The following is an 18257-nucleotide window of genomic DNA, read 5'->3' as shown; positions in this document are numbered from 1 at the left end:
CGCATGAGAGAACACGCGTATACCGGGGAGAGTCTGGTTTGCACGCTTGGCGGGTACAAGGAGCCGAATTCGCACCGGTGGGGCCCAGGCATCCGTAATATTTTTGCCATGCACTATATTATCAGCGGCTCGGGGACGCTGGAGACTCGGGGGAAAGCGCACCGGGTAAGCTCTGGAGAAAGCTTCATGATCTTTCCGCATCAGGAGGTCTATTACTATCCCGACCCCGAGGATCCGTGGGAATATGTATGGATCGAGTTCAAGGGCGATGCGGCGCGGCGTCTCGTCGGCATGACGAGCCTGACGCCCGATCTGCCGGTCACCGGCAAGAGCGATCACAACCTGCAGCCGCTATTCGATATTATGGAGCCCGGAAATGGACTGCCGCACCACAAGCTGCGCTCCGCCGCCCGGCTGCAGCTGCTGTGGTCGTATTATGCGGAGGCGTTCCCTCATGCGGCTCTAGTCCGCCAGACGGACTATGTGTGGGAAGCCAAGGAATATATTCACAATAACTATTGGCGTACTGGGCTGAGCGTATCCGAGATCGTCCGCTTCGTCGCGATCGAGCGGAGCTATCTGTTCCGGTTGTTCCGCGAAGCCACGGGGATGTCGGTGTCCGCCTACCTGGCATCGTACCGCATGCAGCGCGCCTGCGAGCTGCTGGAGATGGGTACCCTCTCCGTCCAATCGGTCGCGTATTCGGTCGGCTACCAGGACCCGCTCTATTTCTCCAAGGTATTCAAAAAAGCCACATCCCATACCCCAACGGCGTACAGGATGCAGCATCGCGTGGACGCGGCCTTAACGGAATAAGACGCAGTTGCCCGATTCCCGGTAATAACGAATCAATTGCTCGATCGGCTCGCGGCCGCACTTCAAGGTGATGCCCAGGCACCCGATGCACTCAAACTGCTGCGAGGTACGAGAGACAAGCTTGAGATAGATGGCTACGTCATCCGTCCGGAGCAGCTCACCGCAGGAGAAGCAGGTGCGCCGGTCACTCATCGGCGGGCAAGCTTGGCACGAACGACATGGCTGCCATGCCCAGGCACCGTTGGAGCGTAGCGTTCCGTGAACACGCCCAGCTCCTGCTGCTCCCAGCAATCGTAGAGGGACAGGGAGAAGCCTGACGCATACGGCAGCCCGAGGTCCCAGAACTGCAGCGAAATCTCACGCTGATCGTCGCTCAGATTGAAGAAGCCGATGGCCAGATCGCCATCCGTCAGCACCTTCACCAGAATGAACACCTCGTTAGTATGGAACCACTGGGGCTCTGGCTTGATGCGGTACGCACCGCGACCCTCCAGATCCTGGTTGATCGCGATCAGATCGGGATTCAGCAGTGTTGCCTTGGCCGCCTCGTTCGCAGAGCGAATGTCACAGCCGATCATCAGCGGTGAGCCCATCATACTCCAGAGGGCGAAATGCGTCTGATATTCCAAATCATTGCAGCCGCCAATCTTGCTGCCGATAAAACCATTGTTGCTGCCGCCATACATCCCGACCACCAGCATGTCCATATCGTTGTGGCAGAAGGAGCCGGTGTAGCTCGTCTTATCTAGCTGTGACAAGGCCAGCTTTTTGATCGATTCCCATTGGTCCTGAATATCGTGCGTGGAGCGATACATATGTGCCCCCGACTCACGAATCCACTGATACACGTTGTCCTCCCCCCAATTGCAGGCAGAGAACAGGATCTCGCGTCCGCTATTCTTGAGCGCCAGACTCATCCGCTTGTACAGCAATTCGCCAGACATGTGTCGCGGCTTGAAGCAGTAGTCATATTTGAGAAAATCGACGCCCCACTCCGCGAGCTGCTTCGCATCCTGAAATTCGTGCTCGAAGCTGCCCGGGTAGCCCGCACACGTGTGGGTGCCGACGCAGGAGTACATGCCGAACTTCAGACCCTTGCTGTGAATGTAATCGGCCAGCGCCTTCATGCCGCTCGGAAATTTATTCGAGTCGACAATCCAGTTCCCTTCCGCATCCCGCTCCTTCAGACTCCAGCAATCATCGATAACGATATATTCATACCCTGCATCCTTGTAGCCATCACTCACAAACCGGTCCGCCACTTCCCGAATCAGTTGCTCATTAATATCCCAAGTAAACGTATTCCACGAATTCCATCCCAAAGCGGGCTTAAGTCCAAGCGGTGTATGACTCATCTTCCTCATCATCCTTTCGCGTTCGTTCCTCCCCGTATTTAATCATGAGCCGCACTTGTGGGACTATAGCGAAAGGTTGCTTTTACATGGACAGATGTTGTATCTGGTTGCTGGGACTTCACTCCCTTTGTTTGTAACTACCTGGGTCAGGCGAAGGAAGACACAAAAAAGCGGCAGCCGGACGATGAGCGTCTTGGACTACCGCAAATTCTTTTAATGACTAAAATAATTAAGCTCCTTTATGTTCTTGTATGTAACCTTCAATAGCGTTTAAATAATCCGCTAATCCTTTTTCACGGTTAGTTGAAATACTACAATAATACGGGTGATTCAGTCTGGGGCCGATATCGTAAGCTAAGAGCCCTTGCGCTTTCATAGACAAGAGCGATTTCTCCACCTCCTGGCTTAAGGGGAGAATGATACGTGGCTGCACAATCTCCATCTCCTCAAGAAAGCCTGTTGTAAACACCTTTTGTTCGATAGCCGGTAACCCATAATAGTTGAGATTTTTCGTTGTTCTATCTGCCTTCTGTACAAATCCAAACCATGAGATATTCGTTAGATAGACATGATTAAAAAACCTTTCTCGGCCAATGGTTTGGATGACTTCGTAGATAAATTGCGCACTGCTTTCCCGATCCTTACTGCTGATACCTGGAAGCATTTTGGACAGGCTTAGAAAGTCTAAGAAAGGTACTCCCGTTTTTCCTGCGCCATTACGACCTGGATTAATTCCACACAGTACAATTCGCGGCTTTGTTGACATGCCATAAAAACGGCGATAAAATTCCCTTACCGTCGCTGCTTGCTGTGTAAATCCATTCAGCACACTAATCTTTTCTTGTTCCATCCTTCCCATAATGTCTTGCCGCTCTTGCAGCGATTCCAGAAAATTAAGATGCAGATCAATGATACGCTCCATATTCCATCCCCCCGTAACCATCACAATAAGCACTGCTACCTTGAATGAGTAGAGAACCTACTAAGCATCATACCTATCCAGGCTTGAAAAGTATGTCGTATTTTGCTGTATGCCCGCATCTTTAGAGTGAGATGTAGTTTCCGAGTTTAGCGCCTGTATAAGTTAAAGTAACCAAGGTGAAGGCTGGATCTATAGTCAAAGGAGTAGGCTTGTCTTCTTGGAGGGGGAAGTGAAGTAATACATCTTTAATATCTGGCTTTTGTATATATCTCTCTTTAATTAAACGCAGGATGCTCCCCAAATTATCAGATAGCAGAGAATCTACAGGAGCTAGTTTTTTAAAACCAACATCTCCATAATATGAGGAAGCCACCATTTCAAAACTTGTCCAATCTGGAAAATGATCTTTGTACCATTCGTCTACATAATGTCGGAAGATCTTATGCCTTAATGTTTGTACAGATCTCGGTACGATGGTTTTTGATTTATCTATATTCTCCTTGCTCTCTATTAAGTAAATCGTATGTTTTGATAAAACAATTGCATCAAATTCGCCAAACTCAGCACGATTTATACCACCTCTACGCCCAAAACTGGGACGATAGAATACGATACACTCATCTTCTAATGAATTGTCGTTAAACTGGGATAGAATATAAGGCAGTCGATTCTTCATCGCCCACAGGGTGAGGGCATCTTCGCCATAGCCTAGAATCTGCAATCAACACACATCCTTTTTCTTCCACTATACCATATTTACCTAGTCATCACCCTACGTATAACTTGACAGAAATATAACCAATTAGTAATATGTAGTCATGAACACCGACCAATTGTTTGAAGTGCTGGCCGAACCCAACCGTCGTCACATGCTCGATCTGATGCGGGTGCGTGAACGCTCCGTAGGCGAGCTTGTACAATTAATGCCGCTGAGCCAGCCCGGCGTGTCCAAGCATTTGCGTATCCTGCGCGAAGCTGGCTTGGTGTCGCTGCGCAAGGAGGCCAAGCAGCATCTGTACCGCTTGAATCCACTGCCGCTGCAAGAGGTGGACCACTGGTTCGAGCCTTACCGCCAGTATTGGTCCAACAAGCTGGGTGACTTGGAGCGCGCACTGGACGAATCTGAGGACTCATAAACTTCGGAGAACTGTGAGGAGGATCCCCTTATGTTAGCTGTATTACAACAGACCGCCGAGGGCTACACGGCCCGGTACGAGCGGCATCTGCAGCATCCGGTAGAGAAAGTGTGGGCCTATCTGACGGAGAATGACAAGCTAAAGCGATGGTTTTCAGAGCTGGAAGTCGAACAGCTTCAGGAAGGCGGCCTCATCAAATTTGATATGCAGGATGGCACCTTTGAAGAAATGCGGATTCTGGAGCTGAAGTGGCAGGAAGTGCTGGAATATACGTGGGGCGAGGATCAGGTACGTTTTGAGCTGTACCCCGAGCCTCATGGATGCAAGCTCATCCTGATTGAGACGATCCGCCAGTTCACAGACCACTCGCCCAGAGACCTCGCCGGTTGGCATGTCTGCCTTGATGTCATTGAAGACCTGCTCGAAGAGCGCCCTAGCGATGACCGCAAAGATCGGTGGTCTGTTCTGCATCCGCAATACCGCGATCAGATTGCGCGGCTTACGCAGGCATGAGCAAAAGGGTGGAGTGAAAACGCCATGTTCTCACCCCACCCTTGTTCATTCTATTCACCGATAGTAAATCCGCACCCTCATATCTTGGTCATAATTGCCGAAGCCTTTGCCATAGAGGGTCAGACCTCCCCGCCCGCGGCTGCGATCCTCTGCCGTGATGCGGAACGTCCAGTTCATCCGGTTAGTCTCGATATCCCGCAGGCCGATATCCGATATCTTCTGACCGTCTACATACGTTCCCGTCTCTTTAATCCGCAGCACCTTGAGCAGTCCGTACTGATTGACATCTGAATGCCACCACTCGGGCGTGAAGCGCCCCCGATGTTTGCCGAAATCTCCGGGGCTTGTCCAGCTACCCAGCGGCTGGTCATTGAGAGAAAACTGGATATCCGATGGCCAGTGCTCATTGACTCGCGGTGCTTCCGACCCGATCTCCAGCGAGATCTCAATCTCATGCAGCGATTCGTCGTGGCGCAAGTAATTAGGAAGCTTGTACTCCACCCAGCCTCTGGCGAACCATAGAATTCCGGCCTCTCCACGCCCGGGATCCATAAAACAAGCCGGGTTGTCATAGTGACCAATCACCGCCTTGGTCGTCGCGATGCCACAGGTCGGATAGGCTTCGTAGTCCGTATATTGTCCAATTGGAATCGATAGCTCATGAACGGAGAGCGATTCCGGACGATCCGGCGATAATTTGATCTGCATAAATTCGGTTCGGATATAACAATACTTATAAGTAGCCCCGCCCGTCCGCTTCATTTGACTCCCGATGATTCCAGCTTCCTCCAGCTTGCGAATATGGCTGCTGACGACCGCATTACTGAGATGCAGCCGAGCTGCCAGCTCCTTCACATGACACTCCTTCTCGTAAAGATAATCAATTATATTTAACCGCACCTCACTCGCCAGCGCTTCATACACTCGCAGCGAGTCAGCGTTCGTATTCAATAGCATGACCCCACCCCTTGAATTACGTTTTTTACGAATCCTAAGAAAAAACCTTTCTTCTATCTTCCCATTATGATAAGAATAAGGGAGTAAATCAATCCCTTTGAATTCGCAAATACCCTTATCCATTAGAAAACTTTCAGGAGGTTTATCATGACTATCAAATCAACCATGCTGATTGACAAAAACTTTCGCGTCTCCGAGGTAGATCCGCGCATGTATGGTTCCTTTATCGAGCATTTGGGACGGGCGGTCTATGGCGGTATCTATGAGCCCGGCCATCCGACGGCAGATGCGAACGGTTTCCGGCAGGATGCGCTGGAGGCTATCCGTGCGTTACAGGTACCTATCATTCGTTATCCTGGCGGCAACTTTGTGTCCGGCTATAATTGGGAGGACGGCGTAGGTCCCGCTTCCGAGCGCAAACGCACGCTTGAACTCGCCTGGTGGACTACCGAAACCAATGCGGTCGGCACCAATGAATTCGCGGAGTGGGCCAAACTCGCCGGCAGCGAGGTCATGATGGCCGTCAACCTGGGCACCCGGGGCGTAGACGCAGCAAGAAATCTAGTCGAATACTGCAATCACCCCTCTGGTTCATACTATAGCGATCTCCGGATCTCTCATGGCTACCAAGAACCGCACCGGTTCAAGACCTGGTGCCTGGGCAATGAGATGGACGGACCTTGGCAGATTGGAGCCAAGACCGCTGTCGAATATGGACGTCTGGCCAACGAGACTGCCAAAGCGATGCGCTGGGTCGACCCGACAATTGAACTGGTCGCTTGCGGCAGCTCGTCGAGCGGTATGGCTACCTTTGCTGACTGGGAAGCCACGATTCTGGATCTGACGTACGATCAGGTCGATTTCCTGTCCCTCCACACCTATTACAACAACAACGCCGGGGACACCGCTAATTTCCTGGCCACCTCCATGAACATGGATCGTTTCATCCATAGTGTGGCTTCAATCTGTGATTACGTACAGGCCAAGAAGCGCAGCAACAAAAAAATCATGCTCTCCCTCGATGAGTGGAATGTATGGAATACCATCGGCACGAGCCGAAATCATGAGCGCTGGCAGATTGCTCCGCCGGAATTCGAAGATGTGTACACCCACGCGGATGCACTCGCAGTTGGCTGCTACCTCATCACCATGCTGAAGCATGCGGACCGGGTGAAAATGGCCTGCTTGGCCCAATTGATCAACACCATCGCGCCAATCATGACGGAAACCGGCGGTGAGCTCTGGCTGCAGACCACCTACTACCCATTCCTTCATGCATCCCACTACGGCAGAGGCACCGTATTGCTAGCTAATGTGGAATCGCCCAAATACGATTCCAAAGACTATACCGATGTGCCTTATCTTGAATCGGTCGCGGTATTCAATGAAGAGCAAGGCGAACTGACGATCTTTGCCGTGAACCGACATCTGGAAGAAGCCATGACGCTGGAGATGGATGTCCGCAGCTTCGGCGAGCTTCGCGTCATCGAGCACATCGTGCTGGAGAGTGAAGACCACCTGCTCGCCAACACCAAGGCCGATCCACACCGTGTCACCCCGCACAACAAAGGGCAGGCCGAGGTGGATGACGGTCGTGTCAGTGCACAATTAAGCAAGGCCTCGTGGAACGTTATTCGTTTTCAGGTGGGAAAAAAGTAAAACCCAGAGGCATGGAATTCTGGTAAACATCCGTCAAGTGCATTTGTCGCGGACCGGGATGTTTCTCAACCCCATAAAAAGCGGCAAATCCGGACAGTTGCGTCCAGATTTGCCGCTTTTTTTGAACTCGCCAAAGAACGCACCTCCACTCCAGCCCAGGTAGCGTTCTTGTTCCTCTTCAGTCTACTCGTGCGCCGCCAGCGCATCCGCCTTCGTCACATGCACCGTCCCCCGTGGATGCTCAGGCGGGGCATAGATGACGTACACCTTTAATGGTGTGTTGCCCATGTTGGTCAAGTTATGCCATTTGCCTGCAGGGACCATGATAGCATCGTCTGCGTGCGCCATCATCTCGTAATTAAGCTTCTCCTTGGTATCCCCCATCTGCACAAGACCTTGCCCTTCTTCAATCCGGATAAATTGGTCCGTCGAAGGATGCACCTCCAGGCCAATGTCCTCTCCGGCCGGGATGCTCATCAGCGTAACCTGAAAATGCTCGCCCGTCCAAATCGCGGTACGGAACGTATCGTTCTGTTTCGTTGCTTGTTCGATATTGACAACAAACGGCTCTTTCCCATGGTCTGTCAGCTCCTGCCGGGGCCGTGAAAACGATGGCTGGAGAGGGTACGGCGAGCTATAAAACGGGTACTGCGCAGGGTAAGCCTGAACGTAATAAGGATAGGCAGGCTGCCGATACACCGGATAGGCCTGCCATGGATTATAGGGGTAACCAGCATTCGGATACACAGGGGCTTGCGGGACAGTATACATCGTCTTCATTCCTTCCAAACCAGGATGCTACATCCTATGCCCGGTTCGAAGGATGGGCAACTTGCCCACAGCCGCCATTGGTTCAGAAATGTCTGCATCTTCACCTACCTGCTCTTGATCAACAACCCTACGGCTTCCTGCACCATCTTGCTGGTATCGCCGCCATTCTCCTGCTCCTCGCGGATACACTGCTCCAGATTGACCGCTACCACGAGCGCCATGGTCTTGTCGACCGCGCTGCGCACGGCAGAGAGCTGGCTGACGACGTCCTTGCAGTCTTTGTTCTCTTCCATCATTTTCAGTACACCGCGGACCTGGCCTTCCACTCGGCGCAGGCGCCGTTTCATATCATCATCGTACGTCATCATTGGTCTTCTCTCCCCGATACCTGGATAGGTATAGTATAACCCGGGAGGGGGGGCCGGGATCAAATAAATAAATTCACCTTTGCATCCGACGCATCCCCCAGATACGCCGCCACGCCAGCATACTCAAGTCCGTCCAGCAGCTCTTCCTGTTGAAGACCCAGCAGATCCATCGTCATCGTACAGGCCACCAGCTTCACGCCTTGCTCGCGGGCGAGCTCGATTAGCTGCGGCAGCGTGAGGGCATTGTGCTTCTTCATCACATGCTTGATCATCTTCGGACCCATGCCGGCAAAATTCATTTTGGAGAGGCCCAGCTTGTCTGCGCCGCGAGGCATCATCCAGCCGAACATCTTCTCTAGCAATCCTTTTTTTACAGGCACCAATTCATCTTTACGCAGCGTATTGAGACCCCAGAACGTGAAGAAGATCGTTACCTCATGATCATAGGCAGCCGCACCGTTGGCAATAATAAAAGCTGCGATCGCTTTATCTAAGTCCCCGCTAAACAAAACGATCGTCGATTTTTCCTTCTCCATCCTCTTTCTCATCCCTTCTTCACTAGAAATGTAAAGATCCCGTTCTCTTCTCTGGCTGCTATGAGCTCATGCTTGGACTGATTAACCCAGGCTTTGAAATCGCTCATAGACCCTTTATCCGTCGTGTGCAGCTCCATTGTCTGCCCGCTCTGCAATGCATCAATTCCTTTTTTCGCCTTCACAATCGGCATGGGACATGCCAGTCCTTTTGCATCTACAATGATATCTGCCATCGTGATTGGCCTCCTTTAAAATGTGTAATTGTGGTTCGCGCGTCACGTCATGCAATATACAGCCTGATTATTCGTCCCACTCCACGGGACCTTCCCAGGCCGACATCCCCGGCACGACGTTGATGACCTTCGTATAGCCCCGCTCGGCCAGTAGTTGACAGGCGAGGTCGCTTCGGCTCCCCGTCCGGCACACAACCAAATATGTTTCCTCCTTCGGCAGGGTATCTACCTGCTCCTCAAGGGTGCCGAGCGGCACCGAGATTGCGCCGGGAATCCGCTGGAAATTGTACTCCGCCGGTTCCCTGACATCCAGCAGACGAAACACTTCGCCCGCCTGCAGCTTTTGATTCAGCTCATCATTGCTAATGACTGCCGGATGCTGCCGTGTCCCGGATCCCTTCTCCGGATCCGAGGCTTTGCGCAGGAAATGACGGAGGATGCCTGCCTCTTCCTTCAAGCCAAGATAGTGGTGTCCTGTCCGGCCCGCCCAGCTCTGCAAATCAACCACCGATCCCTTGTCCGTAGCCCGCACCTCCAGCACCTCACCGCCTGTCATCTCCTCCATCGCTTTCTTCGTCTTCACGATTGGCATCGGGCAAGCCAGGCCCTCACAATCCACAATCCGATTCGTTTGAATGTCTGCTGTCATCTGAAGCACTCCTTCCCTGGTCTTAAGCCAGAATATCCATCCAAATCTTGATTACTGTTGCTGTAATCAGTGCGGCTAACAGCCACTGCAGCACCTTTACATTCATTCGTTTGCCCGCCATCGCGCCGAGCGGGGCGGCGAGGATACTGGCAATCACCATAACTGCGGCAGGGAGCCATAGCATGTGACCGCCCATGATCTTGCCGGCCGTCGTGCCGATGGAGGCGATGAACGTAATCGCCAGCGAAGATGCAATGGCTACCCTTGTCGGGATTCGGAGCAGCACCAGCATAATCGGCACGGTGATAAAGGCTCCGGCAGCGCCCACGATGCCAGACAAGAGACCGACTGCGGCAGCAGTAGCGGCCGCCAATGTCCGGTTAAAGGTTAGCCCGGCATAATCGCTGTCATCGCTCCCCCGCTTGGGCAGGAACATCATGACTGCTGCGGCTAACGCCATGAGGGCGTAGGTTATATTAATTGCGTTGTCGGGCAGCCATCTCGAGCCGTACCCTCCGAGAAATCCACCAATTACGATTGGAATGCCCATCGTCACGACTAGCTTCAGGTTAATCAGGCTGCCTTTGCGGTAGGCCAGCATCCCGGCCAATGTCGCGAAGAAGACCTGAATGGCGCTAACCGCTGCCACCTCCTGCGCCCTAAAGGCAACGAACCCCAGAGCAGGCGGGATGTACAGGAGCATCGGATATTTGATGATCGATCCGCCGATTCCGACCATGCCAGAGAGGAACGAGCCAATGAAGCCTATGGTGAACAAGAGAAGAATCCACATCATATCTAAATCCATACTGACTCCACCGCCTTATACCCATAGGGGTATTAATTTGTGCAAAAAAAGCACGTAATGATGATAATCTTTACTTGTCATGCACCGCACAGCGATTCGGCCCCAGCTCCATCTCTCGCTGCTCTTCACAATCCGGCATCAAGAGCCCCATATTTGTGTGACGGATCTCCTGATAGGCGTTCGGCTGCGGCGGTAAATTCCCCGTCACCTCAGCCCGGAACTCCGTCTCGCTCCCTATCCTCAAACCCGGATTGCTGGCGTACAAGTCGCCCAAACGAGCCGCAACCCGGCCGTCCTCATCCAGCTCCCCCGTCTGGCCGAAGTGGGCGGGCAAGACGATCAGATTCTCCGACAAGCTACGGTACGTCTCATACAGTGTCGTTCGAAGATCTGTCACCCAATCCTCCGCCTTCCCGGCCAAGTCCGGTCGTCCGATGGACGCGACGAATAAGATATCCCCGCTAAGCAAATACTGATCATCAACAATAAGGGACGTACTGCCAATCGTGTGCCCTGGCGAGTAAACCGGCTGGATGCGGATGCACGAGTTTCCGACCCTCATCTCCTGGCCTTCTTCGAGAGGCGCATAGTCAAACGTCACTTCTTCAGCATCCTTGGCGGGCAACCAATACGTGGCACCGTTCTGCACCGCCAGCGTCCGCCCCCCGGAGATATGATCAGCGTGCAAATGCGTGTCCAGCGTGTGCACGATCTTCGCGCCCTTCTCGCGGGCGAACTGCTCGAACACGTCAGTCATGCGCAAGGTGTCGATCATCGCCGCCTCCCCGCTTGAGAGCACCATGTAAGACAGGCAGCCCTTGCCGATGCGAACGAACTGGTACAGCTCGCCGCCACCCCGCAGATCGCCGATCTTGACAGGCTCCAGATGCTCGCTCCAGGCTCGCATACCGCCTTGCAGATAGTGGATGCGGCTTCTGCCTGCTTCAACAAGCTGCTCTGCAACGAAGATCGATGAACCTTCCTTGGCGCAGACAACGAGCACGTCCTTGTCATTCGGGATACGATCCAGCGCCTCATCCACCCCTTCCAGCAGATCAAAGTAAGGGATGTTCACGATCTCCGTCTTGCCGCCTTCGATCTTCCAGTTACCGTAATCTTCTTCGTTGCGCACATCCAGAATGAAGAGCTCTTCGCTTGCGAGAATCTTCTTCGTCAATTGTTGAGCTGTCATAGGCTGCATCGTTCGTGATGTCATGTATGTTTTCCTCCTGTCCGTTCACCCTATACCCTATAGGGTATATTTATGGTAAAAATAAATACCCCGTGGGGTATGTTGATATAGTAACGCCTCCAATAAATTCTGTCAACCTCCTAGCTTTCTTTCCTCTCCCAATCCCCCCGCCTCCTCCTCCCTGCAAGCTTGTTCGCATGGTTTTCCTATTCTTGAATACACTTAAGTATTCCGTACTACAGGAGGGCAACCGCACATGTCACAACCCGGGCAATCGTTTATGCGAGGGACGCTGGTCTTGTCTGCCGCGGCCTTCATCAACCGTATTCTTGGCTTTATCAGCGGTATGTATATCGCACGCGTCTTGGGTGCCGAGGGCATCGGAATCCTGATGATGGCCCATCCACTTGTTCCGCTTGTCATTACGATTACTGAGCTGGGATTGCCGGTTGCCATTTCCAAGCTCGTAGCAGAGGCCAACGCCCGCGGTGAACGGGAGAAGGTTCGGCGCATCCTGCACGTTTCGCTTGCGGTCACAGGCTTACTGAGTGTTACACTCACCACCTTGTCGCTGCTCGGCTCGGAGTGGATCGCCTCCATCCTGCTGAGCGACCAACGCGCGTACTATGCCATGCTGGCAATTACGCCGATCGCGCCCATCATTGCCGTATCTGCCGTGCTAAAAGGTTATTTCCGTGGAATGCAGCGGATGAAGACCATCGCAGCATCCGATGTGCTAGAGCACACCGTGCAAATCGCCATCGTGCTGGCGCTGGTCCATTTCCTGCTGCCGTATGGCATTGCTTATGCGGCTGCCGGTGCCATGGCCGCCTCTGTGGTCAGCGAAGCGATTAGTCTCTCCTTCCTGCTCATCAGCTACAAGATGCACGGCGAAGTGAAGCTTCCGGGCGAGACGTGGGCCAGTCATCTGCGGCATGGCAGACGCACCCTGGGCGAGCTGCTGCACATTGGACTGCCAACAACCGGGCATGGTGTGGTTCACTCGCTATACAGCGCCTTCCAACCGCTCTTGATTACGACCAGTCTGGCGCTGGCCGGAATCGGGACGGAGCTCGCGACCAAGCAGTTTGGTTTGTTGGCGGGCTATGTATTTCCGCTCCTGTTCATGCCGAGCTTTATTACGCAGTCCCTGTCCACCGCACTGATCCCTGCGATTGGCGAAGCCGCGGCCAACCGAAATAGCCTGCTCATCCATCAGCGGATGAGTCAGGCAGTTAAGCTGGGGCTACTCATTGGCGCTCCAGCGACGATTATTTTGTTCGAGTGGGCCACCCCGCTCACGACGCTGATCTACAACGCGCCGGAAGCCGGCGTGCTGCTGGCCATTCTGGCGCCGATCTTTTTTCTCCATTATTTCGACGCACCGCTGCATGCCATTATGCTGGGGCTTGGCCAGGCCAATGCCATGCTGTGGAACTACGTGATCGCCACCATATTTAAGGGCATTTCAATCTTCGTACTGGGCAGCCAATTCGGCATCACCGGGGTCGCGTACGGAATTGGGGTCGGCATTGCCATGCAGACGGCACTGAACTTCTTGTCCATCTCCAGCTCGATCGGATTCTACTGGAGTGTCCGTCCGCTCATCAAGGTCGGCATCTGTACGATGCTGATGGCGATTGGCGGAAACTGGGCCTACGACTACCTTGTTACCAGCCATAGTCTTCCATCCGCCTGGAGTGTCGCCGTCTCCATCATCTGCGCCTTGCTGGTCTATGTTCTTGCCCTTCTCATTACGGGTATGTTTCACGGCAAGCACCGGCGTTACCGATTTTCGATTCCTTGGTAAGAGGGGAATTTACTATTCATCGTCGAAGATCTCGTGATTCGGGCACGCATCCGGGAGGATTAAGCGACCACTGGCATAGTACGCCGGGTTGGTATCGCGCATAATGAAGGTTCTATCACATCTCTTGGTTTTGCACACCAGAAATATCGGCTCCTTCGAGGAAACAATCAGTGTACGTGCACGGTCTTTTACAAGGACCTGCCACTCGGCATCCGTCATCTGGTTGCTGTTCGTCAAGTCGCTAATGACTTGCTGGATGGCGGCTTGCACCTTCTTAAACTCGGTTTTTTTCCAAATTCTTAGTAGTGGAATGTACTTTTCGTTCCGGGAGCACAGGAGTTTGTACAGCGTCAGAAATATCATCCCACGGTTTCGATCCTTGAGGTCGTTAAAGTCGAGGGGAACAATATGGCTAGCAATCAAAGCGTCAAACTGGCGGACAAACTCCGACGCCCGCTGGTCCCTCTCGACCACCCACCCCAGAGGGGTGAATACAATCATGGGCAGCTTGCCGGACATTCCGTTTTGAGATACCACTCTTCGAACATGGCGTCCACTTTCTCCAGGATCTGCTCCATCTTGAGCTGACTGAAGTAGCCATAGGAGGGATTAAGATTTAGCTCCAGCTCCAGCAGCTTTTTCTCTTTGGACCCCTTCAGAATTTTGGACAAAAGCGTCCGCCCGCCTTGCCCGATAATTTCATCTGCAGCCCGGAGAATCGCTAACTTCTCTGCCTCAGGCAAAGCAGGTTCTACACGTATATATCGCTTTCTTGGCATTAGAATTCCTTCCCTCTTACGCTGTGTGTTGTTTTTATTATATTACATTGAAATAAAATCCAAAAAGCCGAATGCCATCAGAAGCATCTTCTGACAGCACTCGGCTTTTATGCATGAACCACCTCTGGCGAGATGGCCCCTTCACATTATTCATTGCCTAAACTAATGTTACGCTTTAACCTTCACTTCCGTACTAACCTGGAATGTCACACCGAATTTGTCCGTTACATCCCCAAAGCCTGGGCTGAACGACGTTTCGTTGAACGGCATATTGACTTTGCCGCCCTGCTCCAGGGCTTCGAAGATCCGCCTGGATTCTCCGGCATCCTCCGACGTGATGCAAATGGTTACCTGTTTACCCTGTGGGATGTTGGAGCCGCTTGGCGCGTCCGACAGCATGAGCTCGGATCCACCGACCCGCAGCTTGGCATGCGCCACGAGGCTTTTTAAATCATCCGTGAACGAATCAGGAATGTCCGGCATCTCTCCATAAGTGACAATCGAGAGTAGTTCGGCACCTAGCGCTTGTTCGTAAAATGCGATGGCGTCCCTAGTCTTGCCTTCCAGCGTCACATAAGGGGTAAGTTGAATGGTCATGAATCGAACAACTCCTTTTTTCCATTTTTCCCATCATACCATATGACAATGCACCGATTACTTCTCGATTGCTAGGTTGGCAGGTCCAGGATCAACCTGGACCCGGGTCGGGTTCCAATTCATCCGGCGGTCGGATGATCCGTCCAGTGGACAAGGGGTACAATAAGAGCAACAACAACAGAAAGCGTGGTATGTATATGAGGAAGCCTAGCGCTTTATTGGCATGGAAAATGCTCGTCCTCGCTCTCCCCAAGGGGATCGGGGCTTTCGTTATTATCGTTGTCGGACTATCGGTCAGTCTGCCATTGTCGATTCTTCTCATCGGTGTGCCGCTGCTGGCCGGGACACTCGTGCTGAGCCGTCAGATGATGGTAGGCGAGGCGAGATTCGTGGAAGGCTGGCTAGAGGGAAAAGAATACCCCGCTGCTCCTGCAGCTGAGGAATCCTCTGCGATGGGACAAGGGTGGAAATCCTGGCTGATGTCCGTTCTGAAGGACGGCCGGTCGTATCGGTCCATCCTCTTCGGGTTTCTGCAGCTGCCAATCGGCATCGCCGCTTTTACTTTAGCTATCGTCCTGCCTGCAGTAGCCTTGTCCGTGCTGCTCTCCCCTCTGGCTCAGGAGCTCAGCATGCGCTGGTTCGAATTTAATTTGTTTGCCGACACCTGGGGCTTGGACCGTGTGACCAACTGGGAGCTGACCTCCACCCACCGCTCCTGGATCGCCGGCGGCGTAGGTGCCGTATTGACCTTGCTCTTGCCACTCATGCTCAGAGGACTCGGCCGCTGGTACGGGGCTTGGATCCAGGCCGTTGCCGGTCCAGAGAGAGTACAGCCTACAGAACCGGATGCCATGTCCATGTACAATGAGGATTTCTCACCCTTCGGCATGGAACAGGCAGAAGTTCTCCCTTTTCAGTCCAAGCGGGCGTAGTCACTCTGTGCTTGCTCAAGACCGCTCCCTATAATTCGATCCTGAATCGCCTGCCGTCCTGAGATTGCACATCGATCAGCGCCATTCCTTTGTAATGTTGCAGCTCTTGAATGACCTCACGAAGGGCTGGCTTGGTGCTGGCATTCTCCAGAATCGCCAAGGCTACTTCTAGCTTTAACCGATTACTGGCCGTGTCAGGATTTTCGCCAGGCATGGCGCGCCAATCTGCAGGCTCGTTCAGTTGATCGAGCCGTTTTCTCAATTTCCGTTGGACGAAACGGGATGTCAGCAGGCGGCTGGCCAAACGCAAGAGTGTGTAAGGCACAGGGAACTTATAGGTACGCCTATTGTTGTTGACCATAATTTTCATCATAGGCATCACTCAATTACGATAGATACAGCTTCGTCTTCGGAGCGCATATCGACCAGTTGTCCAACAAACTCGTTATCCATCGCATGGATCAGCAGATCAATCTTGATTTCATCCATGTACCTCGCTATTTGGGGGATACTGGACGCAATGCCATGCCCCGAGGCCAGCAGAACCTTTACCACTTTCACAGGCACATTGATCACCACGTTATCGCTGGTTGGAGAGGTAATTTGGATGCGCAAGGTTTTGTCCCCGTAATGACCCGATGCCCCGGTTGCCTGCTGTGCCTTCAGCCCCGCAATCCTCTCCGTCGCCTGATCCACTCCAATTCGCCCTTCCTGCATCATTTGAAGCACGCTACGAATGTCTTCCTTCATTGTATTCTCCTCCGTTCTCACTCCAACACCCAATGCATATATCATTTCTCCACGACTTACCTATTCAAGCAGCCATTTCATTCGCGAGTTTGACAGGACAGCCACTCCAGCAGTGATACTTCCTTGCCATCCATGGTTACCGGCTTGCCGTCATAATCGAGACGACAATCGTTATTCAGCATATAGATCCATGAAAAATGGCCATGGTAGGTATAAGGCGGCGGCCCCTCCTCCGTGAACAAGCCGTGCAGGTCCAATACCTCATCAAACAAGGAGAAATGAACGTTGTCCGCTCCTGCCCGCAGCAGCCTCTCATATGTCGGGACAGCAGTCTCCTCCGGCTTGACGACGTTATCAGCCTGGGCATGGGTGAACCAGATCGGCACATGCTTGATCGACTCGACGTCCGCGTCGCTGATCGTTTCATCATATAATGCCTCGCATACCGGATAGGCGGCGGCGAAGAACTCCGGATGATCCAACACCATACGCATCGTCATAAAGCCGCCGTTGGAGCAGCCGCCGATGTAGATGCGGGAGGTATCAATCGCCGCATCGTTGCGGGCAATAAATTCATCGATGAGCGCCTTAAGCACTGTGCTATATCGCGACTTTCCCGTCCGCCCGTACTGTCCGGAACCATCATCCATCCAGAAAGTCGGTGTCTGCGGCGCCAGTACGAAGGCCCCGCCGAATAGCGCCTGGATGTCGTCGCTCGCCAGATTAACCACCTTATTGCCCGCGTAGGCAACCGTTGGGTCCTGCCCGCCCTCGCCAGCTCCATGCAGCCAGATGATAAGCGGTCGCCGCCCCCCACCCTGTTGAGGCGCATAATAGCCGTAGCCCAGCGGCTCCTCATTATACGTGGAGCGGCCATGCAGGAATTTCTCTGCCTGGCTCATTGTATCCCCGGCACAATGGTCGAAGACGAGGCCACTGAGCGGTCCTGCTGCCGACTCGATAGCCGCGGTCTGCGTAATGCGGTAATTGCAGATAACGAATTCATTGAGGCCATTTGGTGCAGCAAGCGGGGAGATGACATCGAACGGCCGCAGCTTCATCTCCAACGTCACATATTCACTACGCGGCAGCCGCTCGCCGCCTTTCGTAGAAGGATAAGCCTCCTTAATTACCCCATAGCCTTTGCTAGCAACCCGGATATGCTTCTCCTCCCAGCTCTTCGGCAACAAGAGCTCCTCGCCATTCTTTGTTCTCCGTTCCACAAACACATTAAAAGCGTCTGCGCTTACTGCTTCCGCCTCCACCTCTGTGCCCAGCGCCAGCACCAGCTTCGTATGGAACGGTCCCAGATCCGTAACGGTCGTGATTGTATAGTAGATACTTCCCATTTGTTATTCCTCCTCTTGCATTTTTTCGTGCTAGCCTAACCTGCAGCTTATGCCCATCAAAGTGGCTCCATGCTTTCTCAATCGTATCACATATCGTGAACGCTTTCATTTACAATGATAACAAT

24 protein-coding genes are annotated in these 18257 nt (G+C 52.9%); 6 read left to right on the top strand and 18 right to left on the bottom strand.

Features of this window, described 5'->3' with window-relative positions:
• Window positions 1-3: 3 nt before the first annotated feature.
• Window positions 4-816 (top strand): AraC family transcriptional regulator, encoded by an 813-nt coding sequence (locus F556_RS0122580; protein ID WP_020619269.1) that lies wholly within the window; start codon window positions 4-6, stop codon window positions 814-816.
• On the opposite strand, the gene F556_RS0122575 is transcribed toward F556_RS0122580, so the two are convergent.
• The 4 genes from F556_RS0122575 to F556_RS0122560 all read right to left on the bottom strand — a co-directional run bounded on the left by F556_RS0122575 (window position 805) and on the right by F556_RS0122560 (window position 3814).
• Window positions 805-1008, bottom strand: a complete 204-nt coding sequence (locus F556_RS0122575; RefSeq protein WP_020619268.1) for a hypothetical protein — start codon at window positions 1006-1008, stop codon at window positions 805-807. The two genes, F556_RS0122580 and F556_RS0122575, sit on opposite strands and share 12 nt — an antisense overlap.
• Window positions 1005-2171 carry a glycoside hydrolase family 27 protein gene (locus F556_RS0122570; RefSeq protein WP_020619267.1) on the bottom strand — a complete coding sequence of 389 codons (1167 nt, stop codon included), beginning with the start codon at window positions 2169-2171 and terminating at the stop codon, window positions 1005-1007. The genes F556_RS0122575 and F556_RS0122570 overlap by 4 nt, the downstream gene beginning before the upstream one ends.
• Window positions 2172-2400: 229 nt before the next feature.
• Entirely contained in the window at window positions 2401-3093 is a 693-nt protein-coding gene (locus F556_RS0122565) for a uracil-DNA glycosylase family protein (RefSeq protein WP_020619266.1), read from the bottom strand.
• Window positions 3094-3214: 121 nt separating this feature from the next.
• Window positions 3215-3814, bottom strand: coding sequence for a hypothetical protein (locus F556_RS0122560; protein WP_020619265.1), 600 nt, complete (start codon window positions 3812-3814; stop codon window positions 3215-3217).
• A 97-nt stretch (window positions 3815-3911) separates the two neighbouring features.
• On the opposite strand from F556_RS0122560, the gene F556_RS0122555 reads away from it, so the two are divergent.
• Together F556_RS0122555 and F556_RS0122550 are read left to right on the top strand one after the other, a co-directional pair.
• Window positions 3912-4229, top strand: a complete 318-nt coding sequence (locus F556_RS0122555) for an ArsR/SmtB family transcription factor (RefSeq protein WP_020619264.1) — start codon at window positions 3912-3914, stop codon at window positions 4227-4229.
• A 30-nt stretch (window positions 4230-4259) separates the two neighbouring features.
• Window positions 4260-4742, top strand: coding sequence for an SRPBCC family protein (locus F556_RS0122550; RefSeq protein ID WP_020619263.1), 483 nt, complete (start codon window positions 4260-4262; stop codon window positions 4740-4742).
• Window positions 4743-4796: 54 nt separating this feature from the next.
• On the opposite strand, the gene F556_RS0122545 is transcribed toward F556_RS0122550, so the two are convergent.
• A complete protein-coding gene (locus tag F556_RS0122545; RefSeq protein ID WP_020619262.1) occupies window positions 4797-5699 on the bottom strand; it encodes an ArsR/SmtB family transcription factor in 903 nt (300 codons plus the stop codon).
• A 147-nt stretch (window positions 5700-5846) separates the two neighbouring features.
• On the opposite strand from F556_RS0122545, the gene arfA reads away from it, so the two are divergent.
• On the top strand, window positions 5847-7358 hold the full coding sequence (gene arfA, locus F556_RS0122540; protein ID WP_020619261.1) for an arabinosylfuranosidase ArfA: 1512 nt from the start codon (window positions 5847-5849) through the stop codon (window positions 7356-7358).
• A gap of 183 nt (window positions 7359-7541) precedes the next feature.
• Here the strand turns inward: arfA and F556_RS0122535 are convergent, their stop codons facing one another.
• The 7 genes from F556_RS0122535 to F556_RS0122505 form a co-directional block, all read right to left on the bottom strand.
• The gene (locus F556_RS0122535; RefSeq protein ID WP_020619260.1) at window positions 7542-8129 is read right to left on the bottom strand and encodes a cupin domain-containing protein; all 588 of its coding nucleotides are present in this window, start codon (window positions 8127-8129) and stop codon (window positions 7542-7544) included.
• A gap of 104 nt (window positions 8130-8233) precedes the next feature.
• Entirely contained in the window at window positions 8234-8494 is a 261-nt protein-coding gene (locus F556_RS0122530) for a metal-sensitive transcriptional regulator (protein ID WP_026297445.1), read from the bottom strand.
• Between the two features lie 62 nt (window positions 8495-8556).
• Window positions 8557-9045, bottom strand: coding sequence for a DsrE/DsrF/DrsH-like family protein (locus tag F556_RS0122525; RefSeq protein ID WP_026297444.1), 489 nt, complete (start codon window positions 9043-9045; stop codon window positions 8557-8559).
• Window positions 9042-9266: a sulfurtransferase TusA family protein gene (locus F556_RS0122520; protein WP_020619257.1), complete on the bottom strand. Its 225-nt coding sequence runs from the start codon at window positions 9264-9266 to the stop codon at window positions 9042-9044. Before F556_RS0122520 ends, F556_RS0122525 begins: the two co-directional genes overlap by 4 nt.
• Before the next feature lie 67 nt (window positions 9267-9333).
• Complete coding sequence (locus F556_RS0122515; RefSeq protein WP_020619256.1) at window positions 9334-9915, bottom strand: sulfurtransferase TusA family protein; 582 nt, start codon at window positions 9913-9915, stop codon at window positions 9334-9336.
• Window positions 9916-9937: 22 nt separating this feature from the next.
• On the bottom strand, window positions 9938-10723 hold the full coding sequence (locus F556_RS0122510) for a sulfite exporter TauE/SafE family protein (protein WP_020619255.1): 786 nt from the start codon (window positions 10721-10723) through the stop codon (window positions 9938-9940).
• Window positions 10724-10793: 70 nt separating this feature from the next.
• Window positions 10794-11939, bottom strand: a complete 1146-nt coding sequence (locus tag F556_RS0122505; protein ID WP_020619254.1) for an MBL fold metallo-hydrolase — start codon at window positions 11937-11939, stop codon at window positions 10794-10796.
• A gap of 232 nt (window positions 11940-12171) precedes the next feature.
• Here F556_RS0122505 and spoVB point away from each other — a divergent pair, with 232 nt between their 5' ends.
• Window positions 12172-13725 carry a stage V sporulation protein B gene (gene spoVB, locus F556_RS0122500; RefSeq protein WP_020619253.1) on the top strand — a complete coding sequence of 518 codons (1554 nt, stop codon included), beginning with the start codon at window positions 12172-12174 and terminating at the stop codon, window positions 13723-13725.
• Between the two features lie 12 nt (window positions 13726-13737).
• Here the strand turns inward: spoVB and F556_RS36545 are convergent, their stop codons facing one another.
• The 3 genes from F556_RS36545 to F556_RS0122490 all read right to left on the bottom strand — a co-directional run bounded on the left by F556_RS36545 (window position 13738) and on the right by F556_RS0122490 (window position 15101).
• Window positions 13738-14244 (bottom strand): hypothetical protein, encoded by a 507-nt coding sequence (locus tag F556_RS36545; protein WP_157272899.1) that lies wholly within the window; start codon window positions 14242-14244, stop codon window positions 13738-13740.
• Entirely contained in the window at window positions 14223-14504 is a 282-nt protein-coding gene (locus F556_RS36540; RefSeq protein WP_051108776.1) for an RQC domain-containing protein, read from the bottom strand. Before F556_RS36540 ends, F556_RS36545 begins: the two co-directional genes overlap by 22 nt.
• A 168-nt stretch (window positions 14505-14672) precedes the next feature.
• Window positions 14673-15101 carry a VOC family protein gene (locus F556_RS0122490; protein ID WP_020619252.1) on the bottom strand — a complete coding sequence of 143 codons (429 nt, stop codon included), beginning with the start codon at window positions 15099-15101 and terminating at the stop codon, window positions 14673-14675.
• Window positions 15102-15319: 218 nt separating this feature from the next.
• On the opposite strand from F556_RS0122490, the gene F556_RS0122485 reads away from it, so the two are divergent.
• Window positions 15320-16033, top strand: a complete 714-nt coding sequence (locus tag F556_RS0122485; RefSeq protein ID WP_169447629.1) for a sensor domain-containing protein — start codon at window positions 15320-15322, stop codon at window positions 16031-16033.
• Window positions 16034-16061: 28 nt separating this feature from the next.
• Here F556_RS0122485 and F556_RS0122480 read toward each other — a convergent pair whose 3' ends face one another.
• The 3 genes from F556_RS0122480 to F556_RS0122470 form a co-directional block, all read right to left on the bottom strand.
• On the bottom strand, window positions 16062-16406 hold the full coding sequence (locus F556_RS0122480; protein WP_020619250.1) for a hypothetical protein: 345 nt from the start codon (window positions 16404-16406) through the stop codon (window positions 16062-16064).
• Window positions 16407-16411: 5 nt separating this feature from the next.
• Window positions 16412-16783, bottom strand: a complete 372-nt coding sequence (locus F556_RS0122475) for a hypothetical protein (RefSeq protein WP_020619249.1) — start codon at window positions 16781-16783, stop codon at window positions 16412-16414.
• A gap of 77 nt (window positions 16784-16860) precedes the next feature.
• Window positions 16861-18132 carry a prolyl oligopeptidase family serine peptidase gene (locus tag F556_RS0122470; RefSeq protein WP_020619248.1) on the bottom strand — a complete coding sequence of 424 codons (1272 nt, stop codon included), beginning with the start codon at window positions 18130-18132 and terminating at the stop codon, window positions 16861-16863.
• Window positions 18133-18257: the final 125 nt, after the last annotated feature.

Source organism: Paenibacillus daejeonensis DSM 15491 (genome assembly GCF_000378385.1).
Classification (GTDB): Bacteria; Bacillota; Bacilli; order Paenibacillales; family Paenibacillaceae; genus Paenibacillus_D; species Paenibacillus_D daejeonensis.
Note: the sequence above shows the minus strand (reverse complement) of the source record. Positions and strands in the feature narration are given on the sequence as shown.

What these genes read in the sequence shown, in the direction of transcription:
- F556_RS0122580 (WP_020619269.1), top strand. Translation starts at nt 4, where the DNA reads ATGAGAGAACACGCGTATACCGGGGAGAGTCTGGTTTGCACGCTTGGC.
- F556_RS0122535 (WP_020619260.1), bottom strand. Translation starts at nt 8,129, where the DNA reads ATGTATACTGTCCCGCAAGCCCCTGTGTATCCGAATGCTGGTTACCCC.
- F556_RS0122555 (WP_020619264.1), top strand. Translation starts at nt 3,912, where the DNA reads ATGAACACCGACCAATTGTTTGAAGTGCTGGCCGAACCCAACCGTCGT.
- F556_RS0122545 (WP_020619262.1), bottom strand. Translation starts at nt 5,699, where the DNA reads ATGCTATTGAATACGAACGCTGACTCGCTGCGAGTGTATGAAGCGCTG.
- F556_RS0122565 (WP_020619266.1), bottom strand. Translation starts at nt 3,093, where the DNA reads ATGGAGCGTATCATTGATCTGCATCTTAATTTTCTGGAATCGCTGCAA.
- arfA (WP_020619261.1), top strand. Translation starts at nt 5,847, where the DNA reads ATGACTATCAAATCAACCATGCTGATTGACAAAAACTTTCGCGTCTCC.
- F556_RS0122550 (WP_020619263.1), top strand. Translation starts at nt 4,260, where the DNA reads ATGTTAGCTGTATTACAACAGACCGCCGAGGGCTACACGGCCCGGTAC.
- F556_RS0122530 (WP_026297445.1), bottom strand. Translation starts at nt 8,494, where the DNA reads ATGACGTACGATGATGATATGAAACGGCGCCTGCGCCGAGTGGAAGGC.
- F556_RS0122575 (WP_020619268.1), bottom strand. Translation starts at nt 1,008, where the DNA reads ATGAGTGACCGGCGCACCTGCTTCTCCTGCGGTGAGCTGCTCCGGACG.
- F556_RS0122515 (WP_020619256.1), bottom strand. Translation starts at nt 9,915, where the DNA reads ATGACAGCAGACATTCAAACGAATCGGATTGTGGATTGTGAGGGCCTG.
- F556_RS0122505 (WP_020619254.1), bottom strand. Translation starts at nt 11,939, where the DNA reads ATGACATCACGAACGATGCAGCCTATGACAGCTCAACAATTGACGAAG.
- F556_RS0122480 (WP_020619250.1), bottom strand. Translation starts at nt 16,406, where the DNA reads ATGATGAAAATTATGGTCAACAACAATAGGCGTACCTATAAGTTCCCT.
- F556_RS0122490 (WP_020619252.1), bottom strand. Translation starts at nt 15,101, where the DNA reads ATGACCATTCAACTTACCCCTTATGTGACGCTGGAAGGCAAGACTAGG.
- F556_RS0122475 (WP_020619249.1), bottom strand. Translation starts at nt 16,783, where the DNA reads ATGAAGGAAGACATTCGTAGCGTGCTTCAAATGATGCAGGAAGGGCGA.
- F556_RS36545 (WP_157272899.1), bottom strand. Translation starts at nt 14,244, where the DNA reads ATGTCCGGCAAGCTGCCCATGATTGTATTCACCCCTCTGGGGTGGGTG.
- F556_RS0122525 (WP_026297444.1), bottom strand. Translation starts at nt 9,045, where the DNA reads ATGAGAAAGAGGATGGAGAAGGAAAAATCGACGATCGTTTTGTTTAGC.
- F556_RS0122520 (WP_020619257.1), bottom strand. Translation starts at nt 9,266, where the DNA reads ATGGCAGATATCATTGTAGATGCAAAAGGACTGGCATGTCCCATGCCG.
- F556_RS0122570 (WP_020619267.1), bottom strand. Translation starts at nt 2,171, where the DNA reads ATGAGTCATACACCGCTTGGACTTAAGCCCGCTTTGGGATGGAATTCG.
- F556_RS0122470 (WP_020619248.1), bottom strand. Translation starts at nt 18,132, where the DNA reads ATGGGAAGTATCTACTATACAATCACGACCGTTACGGATCTGGGACCG.
- F556_RS0122510 (WP_020619255.1), bottom strand. Translation starts at nt 10,723, where the DNA reads ATGGATTTAGATATGATGTGGATTCTTCTCTTGTTCACCATAGGCTTC.
- spoVB (WP_020619253.1), top strand. Translation starts at nt 12,172, where the DNA reads ATGTCACAACCCGGGCAATCGTTTATGCGAGGGACGCTGGTCTTGTCT.
- F556_RS36540 (WP_051108776.1), bottom strand. Translation starts at nt 14,504, where the DNA reads ATGCCAAGAAAGCGATATATACGTGTAGAACCTGCTTTGCCTGAGGCA.